The organism is Atlantibacter sp. MEI4A-1023 (assembly GCF_056155425.1).
This window is the reverse complement of sequence record NZ_CM149568.1, coordinates 2,300,220-2,314,022: the sequence shown is the minus strand read 5'-3', so window position 1 is coordinate 2,314,022 and position 13,803 is coordinate 2,300,220. Positions and strand designations below refer to the sequence as shown.

14 protein-coding genes and 1 pseudogene are annotated in these 13,803 nt (G+C 54.2%); 7 read left to right on the top strand and 8 right to left on the bottom strand.

The genetic code is table 11. From position 1 onward, the window contains the following. Positions 1-19: 19 nt before the first annotated feature. The 3 genes and pseudogenes from uxaC to ACVV26_RS11180 form a co-directional block, all read right to left on the bottom strand. On the bottom strand, positions 20-1,426 hold the full coding sequence (gene uxaC / locus ACVV26_RS11190) for a glucuronate isomerase (RefSeq protein WP_474801609.1): 1,407 nt from the start codon (positions 1,424-1,426) through the stop codon (positions 20-22). A 46-nt stretch (positions 1,427-1,472) separates the two neighbouring features. Then, entirely contained in the window at positions 1,473-2,687 is a 1,215-nt protein-coding gene (gene rspA / locus ACVV26_RS11185; protein ID WP_474801607.1) for a starvation-sensing protein RspA, read from the bottom strand. Positions 2,688-2,835: 148 nt separating this feature from the next. Beyond that, positions 2,836-3,162: pseudogene (locus ACVV26_RS11180) on the bottom strand (YnfA family protein). Between the two features lie 114 nt (positions 3,163-3,276). Here ACVV26_RS11180 and ACVV26_RS11175 point away from each other — a divergent pair. Both ACVV26_RS11175 and speG read left to right on the top strand, forming a co-directional pair. After that, a complete protein-coding gene (locus ACVV26_RS11175) occupies positions 3,277-3,612 on the top strand; it encodes a DUF1283 family protein (RefSeq protein WP_474801605.1) in 336 nt (111 codons plus the stop codon). A 54-nt stretch (positions 3,613-3,666) separates the two neighbouring features. Next, positions 3,667-4,224, top strand: a complete 558-nt coding sequence (gene speG / locus ACVV26_RS11170) for a spermidine N1-acetyltransferase (RefSeq protein ID WP_312979365.1) — start codon at positions 3,667-3,669, stop codon at positions 4,222-4,224. A gap of 25 nt (positions 4,225-4,249) precedes the next feature. On the opposite strand, the gene ACVV26_RS11165 is transcribed toward speG, so the two are convergent. Beyond that, positions 4,250-4,960: a YnfC family lipoprotein gene (locus ACVV26_RS11165; protein ID WP_474801603.1), complete on the bottom strand. Its 711-nt coding sequence runs from the start codon at positions 4,958-4,960 to the stop codon at positions 4,250-4,252. Between the two features lie 109 nt (positions 4,961-5,069). On the opposite strand from ACVV26_RS11165, the gene ACVV26_RS11160 reads away from it, so the two are divergent. Next, complete coding sequence (locus tag ACVV26_RS11160; protein WP_312979360.1) at positions 5,070-5,372, top strand: DUF1161 domain-containing protein; 303 nt, start codon at positions 5,070-5,072, stop codon at positions 5,370-5,372. Between the two features lie 36 nt (positions 5,373-5,408). Here ACVV26_RS11160 and murP read toward each other — a convergent pair whose 3' ends face one another. Next, complete coding sequence (gene murP, locus ACVV26_RS11155) at positions 5,409-6,854, bottom strand: PTS N-acetylmuramic acid transporter subunit IIBC (protein ID WP_474801601.1); 1,446 nt, start codon at positions 6,852-6,854, stop codon at positions 5,409-5,411. An 11-nt stretch (positions 6,855-6,865) separates the two neighbouring features. Then, positions 6,866-7,768, bottom strand: coding sequence for an N-acetylmuramic acid 6-phosphate etherase (gene murQ / locus ACVV26_RS11150; protein ID WP_474801599.1), 903 nt, complete (start codon positions 7,766-7,768; stop codon positions 6,866-6,868). A 533-nt stretch (positions 7,769-8,301) separates the two neighbouring features. Between murQ and osmY the strand changes: the two genes are divergently transcribed. From osmY to osmV, 4 genes are read left to right on the top strand one after another with little or no spacing between them, the layout of a single operon-like run. After that, positions 8,302-8,982, top strand: a complete 681-nt coding sequence (gene osmY, locus ACVV26_RS11145) for an osmoprotectant ABC transporter permease OsmY (protein ID WP_409515017.1) — start codon at positions 8,302-8,304, stop codon at positions 8,980-8,982. Between the two features lie 22 nt (positions 8,983-9,004). After that, on the top strand, positions 9,005-9,907 hold the full coding sequence (osmX, locus tag ACVV26_RS11140) for an osmoprotectant ABC transporter substrate-binding protein OsmX (protein WP_474801597.1): 903 nt from the start codon (positions 9,005-9,007) through the stop codon (positions 9,905-9,907). Positions 9,908-9,919: 12 nt separating this feature from the next. Further along, positions 9,920-10,567: an osmoprotectant ABC transporter permease OsmW gene (gene osmW, locus ACVV26_RS11135; RefSeq protein ID WP_474801595.1), complete on the top strand. Its 648-nt coding sequence runs from the start codon at positions 9,920-9,922 to the stop codon at positions 10,565-10,567. Next, the gene (osmV, locus tag ACVV26_RS11130; RefSeq protein WP_474801593.1) at positions 10,567-11,712 is read left to right on the top strand and encodes an osmoprotectant ABC transporter ATP-binding protein OsmV; all 1,146 of its coding nucleotides are present in this window, start codon (positions 10,567-10,569) and stop codon (positions 11,710-11,712) included. Before osmW ends, osmV begins: the two co-directional genes overlap by 1 nt. Before the next feature lie 35 nt (positions 11,713-11,747). Here osmV and bioD read toward each other — a convergent pair whose 3' ends face one another. Beyond that, the gene (gene bioD / locus ACVV26_RS11125; RefSeq protein ID WP_474801591.1) at positions 11,748-12,428 is read right to left on the bottom strand and encodes a dethiobiotin synthase; all 681 of its coding nucleotides are present in this window, start codon (positions 12,426-12,428) and stop codon (positions 11,748-11,750) included. A gap of 124 nt (positions 12,429-12,552) precedes the next feature. Beyond that, entirely contained in the window at positions 12,553-13,770 is a 1,218-nt protein-coding gene (gene mlc / locus ACVV26_RS11120; RefSeq protein WP_474801589.1) for a sugar metabolism global transcriptional regulator Mlc, read from the bottom strand. Between the last annotated feature and the right edge of the window lie 33 nt (positions 13,771-13,803).

The window sequence follows — 13,803 nt, the reverse complement described above, 5'->3', positions numbered from 1 at the left end:
CTCAATAGGGTCAGAGTATTCAGAATCGGAAATAATTTTTAGCGTTGTCGTGACAAATATTTGTTATTAGTTTCGATAATATTTTCGGATTATCAGGTACTTCTCCACGCTCAACCCATCCGCCGACCAGATTACATAAAATACGGCGGAAATAGTCGTGGCGCGTATAGGAAATAAAACTGCGTGAATCAGTCAACATACCGACAAAGTTCATCAGCAACCCCTGATCGGCCAGGCAGTTCAGTTGGCTTTCCATACCCCGCCGCGTGTCGTTAAACCACCACCCGGAACCAAACTGGATCGGTGATTTCACGCCGTCTTCAGCGGACTGAAAGTTTGCGATTGTCGTGGCGACGATATCGTTATAGCCAGGGTTCAGGTTATACAGGATGGTTTTTGGCAGCGCGTTATTGCGCGCCATGCTATCCAGTAAGCCGTTTAATCCCTGCGCCAGATGAGATTGATCGGCAATCGAATCAAAACCGGTGTTGATGCCAATCTTCTCTTTCATGCGCGTGTTGTTGCTACGGATAGCGCCAAAGTGGATCTGCATGGCCCACTGGCGTTTCTTGTAGTGCCCGGCTAGCATCACAAATATTGCGCTCATCAGTGCCGCATTCTCTTGATGGCTTAATGTCTCGCCGCTGCATTTTTTAGTGAACAACGCCTCGATTTCGGTTTCCGTCGCGGCCTGGTAATAAATTTCTACCGGGCCGTGATCGGAGATTCGACACCCGACGTCATGGAAATAATCGATGCGATTTTCCATTGCGCGTGACAGGTCGGCGAAATGCTGAATATTCACCCCGGTGAGAGCGACCAGCTTTTCGATGAATACCCGAAACTGCTGCGGGTTTTCCTCAAAAATTTCGTCTGGCCGGAATGTAGGTAATACCTGAGGCGTAAATTCAGCCTCATCGCGCAATAACCGATGGTATTCGAGCGAGTCCAGCGGCGAGTCGGTAGTACAAATTACCTCAACATTTGAGCGGGTAATCAGCGCGCGGGGTTTAAAATCGTCCTGTAATAAAAGCTGATTGCAGGCAGCCATGATTTCGCGCCAGTTGCCGGAATCCAGATTATCTTCAATGCCGAAATAATAATTCAGCTCCAGGTGCGTCCAGTGATAAAGCGGATTGCCGAAACAGGCCTCGACCGTTTCCGCCCATGCCTGAAACTTTTCTTGCGAAGACGCGTTGCCGGTAATTTTTTCTTCGCTGACGCCATTAGCACGCATCGCGCGCCATTTATAATGATCGCCCGCCAGCCATAATTGGGTAATATCTTTAAAAGATTTATTTTCATAAATCTCTTTCGCATCAAGGTGGCAATGATAATCGATAACTGGCAAATCCTTTGCCAGTTCACGATACAGTTTGCGCCCTGATTCATTATTAATCATAAAACTATCGTTTATAAATTTCATGACTGCTCTCCAGACCTGCGCATGGATTAAATTAAATCGTCAGGGCTTACCAGTTCCACAATGTGCCGTCTTCAAGACGGGCCACCGGCAAATAGGCCGGGTCATAGGGGTATTTCGCCGCCAGTTTTTCATCAAATTCGATGCCCAGACCCGGTTTGTCGCCCGGATGCATATAACCGTTATCAAAGGTCCAGTTATGCGGGAAGACTTCAAGCATCTGTTCGGAGTAGCCCATGTATTCCTGAACGCCGAAGTTAGGCACCCACAAGTCGAAGTGCAACGCTGCCGCCATGCAAACCGGGGAGAGATCCGACGGGCCATGTGAACCGGTGCGTACCTGGTACAACGAGGCGAAATCGGCAATGCGACGCATACCGGTGATGCCGCCTGCATGGGTAATGGTGGTGCGGATATAATCGATGAGCTGTTCTTCGATCAGCTGCTTGCAATCCCAGATGCTGTTAAACACTTCGCCCACCGCGATGGGTGTGACGGTGTGCTGGCGGATCAGACGGAAGCACGCCTGGTTTTCCGCAGGTGTTGGATCTTCCATCCAGAACAGGCGGTGTTGTTCTACGCTCTTACCGAAACGCGCGGCCTCGATGGGCGTCAGGCGGTGGTGCATATCGTGGAGCAGGTGCTCATGAAAGCCGAATTTATTGCGTACTGCTTCAAACAATTTCGGGGTGAAGTCGAGATATTTCTCAGTTGACCACAACTGCTCTTCCGGCCACTCGCCTTTGGTCGCCGGTTCGTAAGCCTGCCCTTTGCCTTTCGCCATCCCGTAAGTGGTTTTCATCCCCGGTACGCCGCACTGCACGCGAATGGCTTTAAAGCCCATCTCTTTATGGCGCGCGTAGTCGTCCAGCACTTCGTCAATGCTATGGCCGGTAGTGTGGCAGTACACCATCACCCCTTCACGGGATGCGCCGCCGAGAAGTTGATACAGCGGCATATTGGCGGCTTTGGCTTTGATATCCCACAGCGCCATGTCGATAGCGGAAATGGCCGACATGGTTACCGGGCCGCGACGCCAGTATGCGCCCTTATAGAAGAATTGCCAGATATCTTCGATGCGGTGTGCATCGCGCCCCACCAACTGCGGGCACAGATGATCTTTTAAATAGGAGGCCACGGACAGCTCACGGCCATTGAGCGTGGCATCCCCTAACCCGGTTAACCCGCTATCGGTCGTGATTTTTAAGGTGACAAAGTTGCGGCCCGGACAGGTCACAAAAACTTCAGCACTGACGATCTTCATGGTTTTTCCTTACAACGTGAACGGCATGTATTAAGTTGCGTTCAATTTACGCAACTGAGCTACTACCATACAAGTATGAAGATCGTGAAAGTTTGAGTGCAGTCACAAACAGTTTGGAGACTTGCTCATTTTTGCAGCTGAATTTGGGTTATGCGCGGCCCCAGCCTGCGACGATGATCAGCATCCCGCACAGGGCGATCCCCGCCCCAAGCCAGTCATAAACGCTGAGTTTGACGCCGTCCACCACCCGCAGCCATAGCAGCGCGGTCATCACATAAACGCCGCCGTAAGCGGCATATACGCGGCCACTTGCCGCCGGATGCAGGGTTTACAGCCAGACAAACACCGCCAGCGAAAGCCCGGCGGGCACTAACAGCCACGCGCTCGCGCCACGCCGCAGCCAAAGCCACGGAAGAAAACAGCCAATAATTTCAGCAAGCGCGGTGGCAAAAAACAGCAGGGTTGTTTTAATCATGTTGAGGGAAAATCCTGATAATGGTGTTCGAGTGTGCTGCTCTGTAACGCGGCAATGGTATAATAAAAGCATTGGGCTACCGATATGTACTGTTTAACCTTAAAGGAAACCAGGATGAAAAACCTCCGTAGCAAATCTGCAGTTCTGATGTTGCTGGCTGGTGTGTTTACCTTCGCTTCGCCGACCCATGCGCAAACCGACAGACTGGTCATCGAATCCGGTGACAGCGCGCAGTCGAGCCAGAATGCAGCGATGGATAAAGAGCAATGGAATGACACGCGCTCGCTGCGTCAGAAAGTGAACAAGCGCGCAGAAAAAGAGTGGGATAAAGCGGACGTCGCCTTCGACGCCCAGGACAAATGCCAGCAAAGCACGAATATGAACGCTTACTGGGAACCGAATACCCTTCGCTGCCTGGATCGCCGCACAGGCCGCCAGATTATGCCGTAATACTCAGGGCTCCCGGCGGAGCCCTTGTTTCACCTGCTTAAAAAAGGATTTACCATGCCCAGCGAGTATGCCGTGAAACTTCGTCCGCTTGAGCGCGAAGATTTGCGCTTCGTTCACCAACTCGATAATAACGCCAGCGTAATGCGCTACTGGTTTGAAGAGCCTTACGAGGCGTTTGTTGAACTCTCCGATCTGTATGACAAACACATTCATGACCAGAGCGAGCGGCGCTTCGTTGTGGAGTGCGATGGCGACAAGGCTGGCTTAGTGGAGCTGGTGGAGATTAACCACGTGCACCGCCGCGCGGAATTTCAAATCATTATTTCCCCGGAGCACCAGGGCAAAGGCCTGGCGTCGCGCGCTGCTAAACTGGCGATGGATTACGGCTTTACGGTGCTGAATCTCTACAAGCTGTATTTGATTGTCGATAAAGAAAACGTCAAAGCAATCCACATCTACCGCAAGCTGGGCTTTATGGTAGAAGGCGAACTGGTCCATGAGTTCTTTATCAACGGTGAATACCGCAATACCATCCGCATGTGCATTTTCCAGCATCAATACCTGGCGGAACATAAAACCCAGGGCAGTATTTTAAAACCCACCGCGCAGTAGCCTTTCCCGCGGCAAAGCCGCGGGATCAATAATATTCAATCGTGTTTTTGATGGTGAAATGCTGCAAGGCAGGCGGCGTTACGCTTTCATCGGTAATGTCTAGCGTACAGCTAACTGGGTTGAAATACCTATCGTATTCACAGGCCTGCTTAGCGCGCCCGATGGCTTTATCGTTCAGCGTGCTCACCGACTGGTAATCGAGCTTTTTGCGTTTATCTGCGGCGGCTGTCGCACTCACCGCCAGCGTCGAGGCTTTCGCCTGGGTCTTTTTTCCCAACGGATAGCCCTCGGCGTCGTAATGATAGTTAATGGTGGCCTCTTTACTGTGGGCCGCCACCACAAAGCCGTTGTCGTCTGTATCGTAAAGCATCCCGATGCCGGGCAGTTCGGCAAGCTGGCATTTGCCCTGGAGCTTTACCCGTTTCTCACCGGAGTTGGCTTCCAGATAATAGTTAGCATCCAGCACCAGCGCTGCGCCGGTATTGGCATCCAGATCGTGGAACTCCAGCGAATCGAAGCACCCTTCTTCCGATAACGACGCGCTCACGCGCCGGGTCACTTCACCCTTTTCATTAATCAGCGTTTGGCTGAAATCCTTCACCGGTCCACGCAGCGGGTCAAAATCAAATTCATTAGAAAAACTTGCCATTTCAGGCGTATAGGCAATCGGCCCTTGTGAGTTGTCACAGCCGCTCAGTGCTGCCGTTACCGCTATTATCAAGATCTGTGGCTTCACGCGTGGGCTTCCTCCCGTCTGAAAACAAGGCTTATGATATAAGCAAATACAGAGATTTACACTACGGATGCTATGCTTAGACCTGAGCCCAACCAAAAAGGAGCTGGATATGAAGCGTTTATCCTGGCCTGGAGCCTGTTTGATCGTGACGGCGATGCCCGCGCTCGCTGCGCCCGAGTCATGCGAACGGGTGAAGGCCGACATTCAGCAGCGAATCATCAATAACGGCGTACCGGAAACCAGCTTTAGCTTAACGATTGTGCCTGGCGATCAGGTTGATCAGGTGGATGCGCAGGTGGTGGGACATTGCGCCAACGACACGCACAAAATCCTCTATACCCGCACCAGTAGCGGTAACGCGCCGGGCAACCCGCCGGCAGCGCAGGATGGCTCGCAGAGCGAACCCCAGTAATGACACCGCCTCCGGCGCAACGCCGGAGGCGCGTGATTAGCTTAAGTCGATATTTTTACTGCCGAACAGCCAGGTCAGAATAAACCCGGAAACATAAGCCACCAGCAGCCCCGCCGCGTAGACCGCCATCCCGGCGTAAATCCCGCTGCCCGACGTCATCAGCGGTAGCGCCACCAGGCCTGAAGGGCCAAACACGGTATTCAGCCCCACCGGCAATCCCATCCAGGCCACCAGCCCGATAAAGAAACCGCCGCAGGCCCCACCCAGACAAGCGGTGATAAATGGCTTCACGCGCGGCAGCGTCACGCCGTAGATCAGCGGCTCGCCGATCCCCAGGATGCCAGGAATAATCGCCCCTTTGATCTGGGTACGCAGAAGCGCCTCTTTACTGGCGCGCACGTAGAGTGCCAGCGCCGCGCCGACCTGGCCGCCTCCTGCCATCGCCAGAATAGTAAACAGCGAGTTGAAACCCTGCGCTTCCATCAGTGCAAAGTAAACCGGCACGAAACCCTGATGCACGCCGAACATCACCGCCAGCAGGAACAGCCCCGCCAGTACCGCCGACCCGAACGGGTTGCCGTTAAGGTGCAGGAACAGCCAGGACATCCCGTTAAACAGATATCCGCCCACCGGCATAATGACGATAAAGGTGACCGCGCCCATAATCAGCAGCGTCACGGCGGAGGTCAGGATCATATCCAGATTCGCAGGCATCACGCTGCGCACCCGTTTTTCCACCCAGGCGCCGAGGATAGCGGCAATCAATACGCCGATAATGTTACCGCGCGGATCGATAGTGTGGCCAAAGAACGAAGAGATACCGGAATAGAAGCCAACGGTCGCGTCAGGGTTGTAACCGAGCACAAACAGCGCAGCGATAATCGCCCCGTTCACGCCAGAACCGCCAAAGGCTTTTTGCGCATTGTAGCCGATCAGGATGCTCAGAAAGGTAAACATCCCTTTGCTGAACACCTTCATATAGCTAATGGTTTCAACCAGCGCGCCGTTGGGCGACGGCTTGCCGAGCACAAAGATCTGTTCGGCGAGCGTTGCGAACCCCAGCAGCAGGCCCACGGCGATAAACCCCGGGATCAGCGGCGTAAAGATCGTGGCGAATTTCGCCAGGAATTTTTGCACGCTGCTGGTCTGCTTGCCTTTTAACTGTTGCTTTTTCTGCGCCGCGATTTCTTCCAGCGTTTGACTCTCGCTGACGTCTGCGGCAGGCGCGCTTTCCAGATGGTGATTCATCATCTCCGCCGCCGCCTGGGCTTTACCGGGACCCAGCACAATCTGGAATTGCTCATCGCTTTCAATCACGCCCAGTACGCCGGGGATTTGGCGGATTGCGGCGGCATCGGCACGGGTATCATCACGCAACGTGAGCCGCAGCCGGGTCATGCAGTTGCCACATTGCGCAACGTTGCCGCTGCCTCCAACGGCGTCGGTAATGCGCGCTATCATCTCGCGGGTTATTTTTGCCATTATTGTTTCCTTTACGCGTTGTGTAACGCCAGGCGAATAAATCCGTTATTTTTTTCCAGCAGCGCTTTTGCCTGCGCGGCATCCAGGCCCGACAGCACCATCACAATGGCGGTTTTACAATGCCGGTTACACTGCTGTAGCGCCATCTGCGCCGTCGTGCGGTCGCATTCGGTGGCATCCATCACGATGGAAATCTGGCGTTCGATCAGCTTGGCATTGGTGGCTTCCACATCAACCATCAAATTACTGTAGACCTTGCCGCTACGGATCATTGCCCCGGTGGTGATCATATTCAGCACCAGCTTTTGGGCGGTGCCCGCTTTCAGACGGGTTGAGCCGGTGACCACTTCCGGGCCGACAGCGGGCGTAATGGCGATATCCGCCAGCGCCGCCATTTCGCTTTGCGGGTTGCAGCTCACCACCGCGACGCAGGCGTTCAGGGATTGCGCATACGCCATTGCCCCTAAAACGTAAGGCGTTCTGCCGCTGGCCGCGAGGCCCACCAGCACATCTTTCGCGCTGAAGTTAAGGGCTTGCAGATCGGCAGCGCCCTGTTCACGGTTATCTTCAACATTCTCTACCGCGCTTAAGATGGCTTTATGGCCGCCAGCGATAATGCCCACCACCTGCTCAGGCCGGGTGCCAAACGTCGGCGGGCATTCGCTGGCATCCAGAATGCCGAGGCGGCCTGATGTGCCTGCACCGATATAAATCAACCGCCCGCCTTCAGCAAACGCCTGCGCCACGCGATCCACCAGGTGGGCAATTTGCGGCAGATAAGGCGTAATCGCCTCCGGCAGGCGCCGGTCTTCATTATTGATAACGGTCAGCATCTCCAGCGTGGAGAGCGTATCAATGTTGTTGCTCGCAGGGTTGCGGCGTTCAGTCAGTAACTGGCTTAGATCGATACTCATAACGGCCTCATCTTTTCAACGTGGTCACAGCGTAAGGAATATTTTATTCCAACCCTATGAATTCTGTCACATACCCTGAATAAAATCTTGTTAACACAACGCGAAATTCAGCCTCATCTTTACAAAAAATATAGTTATATTGCTGATTTGATTCACTTTTATTTTAAAATCGGTTTTTGCATCTAAAAGAATTTTTTATTTCGCCTGTTATACCTTCTGCCAATTGGGGAAACCAGCAAGAACACCCAATGCCCTTTGTTAATCTGACGCCACAGGGCCTAAAGGTGACAACGTCACACAGCGTTAACAAGTTTAAGATAATTCTCTATGTTGCGCATTTTTCCAGTTCTTATAAGGCCAAACTAATGGTTCTATGCATGAACCATTACCCTGTTAATGGTTCAGGAACTGGAATCATTCCCAACGCATTGCTATAGCTGTTAACACCCTGCCAACACAAGGCATAACAATTCGATAAAGCGTGCTCAGGGAGACACACCGCAATGTATAAAAACCTCGCACTTCGCGCAGTGATGGCGCTGGTTGCACTTATCGTCGTGGCAGGCTTCATCGTCTGGGGCGTCGGACTGGAAACCGTTAAAGCCCGTCAGGTTGATTTACTTTATCTCGGGAAACAGCACTTGATTCTGGTGTTCAGCTCTATGGCGCTGGCGCTGGCCGTGGGTATCCCCAGCGGTATTGCGCTTAGCCGCCCTGCTGCCCGCCGGTTTGCTGAATATGTGATGCAAATCTTTAACGTAGGTAATACGTTGCCGCCCCTGGCGGTACTGGCGCTGGCGATGGTGATCATCGGCATCGGCGACCGTCCGGCGATTATCGCATTATTCCTCGCCTCGCTGCTGCCCATTGTTCGTAATACTTACGCCGGATTGTGCTCGGTCCCCGCCTCATTAATTGAAGCCGCCAAAGGCATTGGTATGACGCGCTGGCAACAGCTGCGGCAGGTGGAGCTGCCCAACGCGTGGCCAGTCATGCTGTCCGGCATTCGTATCGCCACGGCGATTAACGTCGGTACCGCCCCGCTGGCGTTTCTGATTGGCGCCAGCAGCTACGGCGAACTGATTTTCCCCGGCATCTATCTGAACGACTTCCCCACGTTAATTCTGGGCGCGGCTGCTACGGCGCTGTTCGCGATGATTCTGGATATGGCGCTGGCGGGTCTGGGCCGCCTGATGAGCCCGCATACCGCCTGATAATAATAACAAGGAGCGAACCATGAAATTGTTGTCCCACCTGCTTGCCGCCCTTACGGCGACCGCACTATTCGCCAGCGCGGCGCAGGCCGCGCCGATCGTACTGGCGACCAAGGGCTTTACCGAACAGCATATTCTTTCCGCCATGACCACGATGTACCTACAGAAGAAAGGCTTCCAGATCCAGCCGAAAACCAATATCGCGGCGGTGATCTCCCGTAATGCAATGGTGAATAACCAGATTGACGTCACCTGGGAATACACCGGCACCTCGCTGATTATCTTTAACAAAATCGACAAGCGCATGACCCCGCAGGAGTCTTATGACACGGTCAAACGCCTTGATGCAAAACTCGGTTTAGTGTGGTTGAAGCCGGCGGATATGAACAACACTTATGCCTTCGCCATGCAGCGTGAACGGGCCGAAAAAGAAGGCATTACTACGCTGTCGCAGATGGTGGAACGGATGGACACCCTGCGCAAGCATGACCCGAAAAACAACTGGTTGCTGGGCCTCGACCTGGAGTTCGCCGGGCGTAGCGACGGCATGAAGCCGTTGCAGCAGGCTTACAACATGCATCTGGATCGCCCGCAAATCCGCCAGATGGACCCGGGCCTGGTGTACAACGCCATCCGCGATGGCTTTGTTGATGCCGGGCTAATCTACACCACCGACGGGCGCGTAAAAGGCTTTGACCTGAAAGTGCTGGAAGATGACAAAGGTTTCTTCCCGAGCTATGCGGTGACGCCAGTGGTGCGTAAACCGATCCTCGACGCCAACCCTGGCCTGGATGAGGCGCTGAACACCCTGTCCGCCTTGCTGAACAATGACGTTATCTCCACGCTCAACGCGAAGGTGGATATCGACCATGAATCGCCCCAGAAAGTGGCGCGCGAATTTCTTCAACAGCACAAGCTGCTTTAAGGAGGCGACCCGATGGATACGATTCATTACATGATGGATAACGCCGGGTATATCGGCGGGTTGACCCTCCAGCATTTGTGGCTGGTCGGTCTGGCCGTGGGCATGGCGATTGTGATTGGCGTGCCGCTGGGCGTGCTGATCGTACGCCATAAATGGCTGGCCACCCCGGTGCTCGGCATTGCCACCGTGGTACTGACCATTCCGTCTATCGCCCTGTTCGGCCTGATGATCCCGCTGTTTTCGCTGATCGGCCAGGGCATCGGCGCGGTGCCTGCGGTCACGGCGGTATTTCTCTACTCTTTATTACCGATTGTCCGCAACACCCACACCGCGCTGGAAAGTCTGCCGCCGGGGCTGCGCGAAGCCGGGCGCGGTATCGGTATGACCTTCTGGCAGCGCCTGCGCTGGGTGGAAATTCCGATTGCCCTGCCGGTGATCTTCGGCGGTATCCGCACCGCGGTGGTGATGAATATCGGCGTGATGGCGATTGCGGCGGTGATCGGCGCGGGCGGCCTGGGCCTGTTACTGCTTAACGGCATCGGCGGCAGCGATATCCGCATGCTGATCGCGGGTGCGGTAATGATTTGCCTGTTGGCGATTGTACTTGACTGGATGCTGCACCGTTTGCAGGTGCTGCTGACTCCGAAGGGGATACGATAATGATAAAACTGGAAAACCTCACCAAACAGTTCACGCAGAAAAACGGCCAGACCTTTAAAGCCGTGGATAACGTCAATCTTAATGTGCCGGAAGGCGAAATGTGTGTGCTGCTCGGTCCGTCCGGCTGTGGCAAAACCACCACGCTAAAAATGATTAACCGGTTAATCGCCCCCAGCAGCGGCAACATTCTGATCAACGGCAAAGACACCAACGATATGGATACGGTGACGCTTCGCCGCAATATCGGCTATGTGATCCAGCAGATTGGTTTGTTTCCGAATATGACCATCGAAGAAAACATTACCGTCGTGCCGCGCATGTTGGGCTGGGATAAGGCCCGCTATCAGGCCCGCGCGTCGGAACTGATGGATATGGTGGCGCTTGATCCCAAAAAGTTTCTTCACCGCTACCCCAAAGAGATGTCTGGCGGGCAACAGCAACGTATCGGGGTTATTCGCGCTCTGGCGGCGGATCCGCCGGTACTGCTGATGGATGAGCCTTTCGGCGCGGTCGACCCGATCAACCGCGAGGTGATCCAGAACCAGTTCCTGGAAATGCAGCGCCAGCTCAAAAAGACCGTGATGCTGGTAAGCCATGATATTGATGAAGCGCTGAAACTTGGCGACCGGATAGCGGTATTCCGCCAGGGGCGCATTGTACAGTGCGCCAGCCCGGATGAACTGTTGGCGAAACCGGCGAATGAATTTGTCGGCTCGTTCGTCGGCCAGGACCGCACCCTTAAGCGTTTGCTGCTGGTGCAGGCAGGCGACGTTACCGAGCAGCAACCGACGATTACCGTGCAGGTGTCCACACCGTTATCGGAAGCCTTCGCAATTATGGATGACCACGATCAGCGATCGGTCACCGTGGTGGACAGCGAATCCAAACCCATCGGCTTTGTGAAGCGCCGTGAAGCGCGCGGCGCGACGGGCGTTTGTGGCGATATCCTTCACCCGTTCCGCATTACCGGCAAAGCAGAGGACAACCTGCGCGTGGTGCTGTCGCGGCTGTATGAGCACAACACAGTGTGGATGCCGATTGTTGATGAAGACGGGCGCTACAGCGGGGAAATTTCTCAGGATTACATTGCCGACTATCTGAGTTCAGGTCGAACTCGCCGGGCATTGAATATTCACGGGGAATAAACAGAAAAGGGATACGGCGGTATCCCTTTTCTTATTCAGGCACTTAACTTGATAGGGTCAGCAGGCATCTGAATGTACTGGGCCAGCTCCCGCTGTTCGGCGCGCGGCAGATAAGGCAATTCGCCTATCAGGGGTGCCGGAATTTTTTTACGCAGCACCTCAATGATTTCAGCGTAGTGCGCCAGGCCAGGGTTAATACGGTTAGCCACCCAGCCCACCAGCGGCAGCCCATCGCTGGCAATTGCCTGGGCCGTCAGTAAGGCATGGTTGATGCACCCTTCCTGAATACCCACCACCATCACTACCGGCAGTTGTTCCTGAACCACCCACTCCGATAGCGGACGCAAATCGTTCATCAGGCTGCGCCATCCTCCCGTGCCTTCCACCACCACGTGATCCGCCTGTTCGCTGAGCTGGCTCAGCGTGTCGGTCAGCAAGGGATAGTTGATAGGGAAACTGTGCGCCACGCTGCTTTCATCTTCGCTGAGCGCAATCGGGTTGATGGTGGAATATGGCAGCGCCAAAGTGGAAACGCTTTGTAGCACCAGGGCGTCTTTATTACGCAACCCCTCTGGCGTCTCTTTACTGCTTTTGGCGACGGGTTTGAACCCCACTACGCTTTTACCTTCCGCCGCCAGGGCCTGAAGCAGCGCACGGGAAACGACCGTTTTACCAACAGCAGTATCAGTACCCGTCACAAAGAAACGCTTAAACATCACAAACTCCAGGATATGCTCTTAAAAATATATTGATTCGGAATAATTCAATAGTGAAAGTCTAAGAGAAGACGTCTGGAGTCAGCTTGAGATAGCGCAATTTTTAGTGGATTATGAAAATTTGTTAACCCTGCAACAGACGAATCAACAGCGATCCCGTATACATCGCGTCTTTTACCAGCGCGGCGCCTGCCATCGTGCCCTGATTCGTAAACTGCGTGCTTTCCACCACCGTATTGCGGCTGTAGGCTGGCAACGCCTGCTGGCGAATACAATCGGCAATTGCCGGAAACAGAATATCGGACGCGCGATTGAGCGGCGAACCAATCAGTATTTTTTGCGGATTAAACAGGTTCACCATAATCGCCAGAATACGGCCTACGTTCGTCCCTACCCCAACGATAATATCCCGCGCCAGCAGATCGCCTTTTTGGGCGGCATCACACAGCGTTTCAACGGTCAGCGGCTGACCGTGGAGCATTGATCCCATGGATTGGTTCATGCGCTGCTGCGCCAGCTCCAGTACACTGTCGATACTGGCGATGGTTTCGAGGCAGCCGTGGTTGCCGCAGTAACAGCGTTTACCGTAAGGATCGACCTGGGTATGGCCGATTTCCACCAGGCTACTGCTGCCCGCGTGCAATAAGCGCCCGTCGGTGACCACGCCCGCGCCGACGTTATGATCGATCACCACCTGAATCACATCCCGCGCGCCGCGCGATGCGCCAAACAGCGATTCCGCCATAGTCCAGGCGCTGATGTCATGCTGAATAAACACCGGCACGCCAGTGCGGTTTTCCAGCGCCGGGCCGAGCGGCATTTCCTGAACGTCATAAAACGGCATGCGGTGAACGATGCCGTTTTCGGTATCAATAATGCCCGGTAGCGTAATGGCGATGGCCGTCAGCCGCTCGAGCTTTTGCTGATGGCGAATAAAGAACTGATCGATATGGGCGATGATGCGCTCAAGTAGCGGTTGCTCGTCCTGCTGCGGCAGTGCCAGCTGTTCTTCCACCACCAGTTTGCTGCTGAGATCGCGTAACGCGAGGTTAATTTCCCCACGGTTAATGCGCACCGACAGATAGTGCCAGGCTTCGGTTTCCACCATCAACCCCACCGCCGGACGCCCACGGCTGCCCGGCTCCTGGATTTCGGTTTCCTGCACCAGGTGCGCTTCAATCATTTCGCGGACAATTTTCGTGATACTGGCAGGCGCGAGCTGCGCCAGACGCGAAAGATCAATACGTGACACCGGGCCTAGTTGGTCTATCAGACGATATACCACGCCGGCATTCGTCTGTTTAATCTGATCAATATGGCCCGGTTGACTATCAGCAACCACTGCAATCTCCCTTTATTTTCGGGCTTCGAAATA

Excerpts from the sequence above, each read along its gene's own strand:
- uxaC (WP_474801609.1), bottom strand. The coding sequence starts at position 1,426 with ATGAAATTTATAAACGATAGTTTTATGATTAATAATGAATCAGGGCGC.
- rspA (WP_474801607.1), bottom strand. The coding sequence starts at position 2,687 with ATGAAGATCGTCAGTGCTGAAGTTTTTGTGACCTGTCCGGGCCGCAAC.
- ACVV26_RS11175 (WP_474801605.1), top strand. The coding sequence starts at position 3,277 with ATGAAAAACCTCCGTAGCAAATCTGCAGTTCTGATGTTGCTGGCTGGT.
- speG (WP_312979365.1), top strand. The coding sequence starts at position 3,667 with ATGCCCAGCGAGTATGCCGTGAAACTTCGTCCGCTTGAGCGCGAAGAT.
- ACVV26_RS11160 (WP_312979360.1), top strand. The coding sequence starts at position 5,070 with ATGAAGCGTTTATCCTGGCCTGGAGCCTGTTTGATCGTGACGGCGATG.
- murP (WP_474801601.1), bottom strand. The coding sequence starts at position 6,854 with ATGGCAAAAATAACCCGCGAGATGATAGCGCGCATTACCGACGCCGTT.
- murQ (WP_474801599.1), bottom strand. The coding sequence starts at position 7,768 with ATGAGTATCGATCTAAGCCAGTTACTGACTGAACGCCGCAACCCTGCG.
- osmY (WP_409515017.1), top strand. The coding sequence starts at position 8,302 with ATGGCGCTGGTTGCACTTATCGTCGTGGCAGGCTTCATCGTCTGGGGC.
- osmX (WP_474801597.1), top strand. The coding sequence starts at position 9,005 with ATGAAATTGTTGTCCCACCTGCTTGCCGCCCTTACGGCGACCGCACTA.
- osmW (WP_474801595.1), top strand. The coding sequence starts at position 9,920 with ATGGATACGATTCATTACATGATGGATAACGCCGGGTATATCGGCGGG.
- osmV (WP_474801593.1), top strand. The coding sequence starts at position 10,567 with ATGATAAAACTGGAAAACCTCACCAAACAGTTCACGCAGAAAAACGGC.
- bioD (WP_474801591.1), bottom strand. The coding sequence starts at position 12,428 with ATGTTTAAGCGTTTCTTTGTGACGGGTACTGATACTGCTGTTGGTAAA.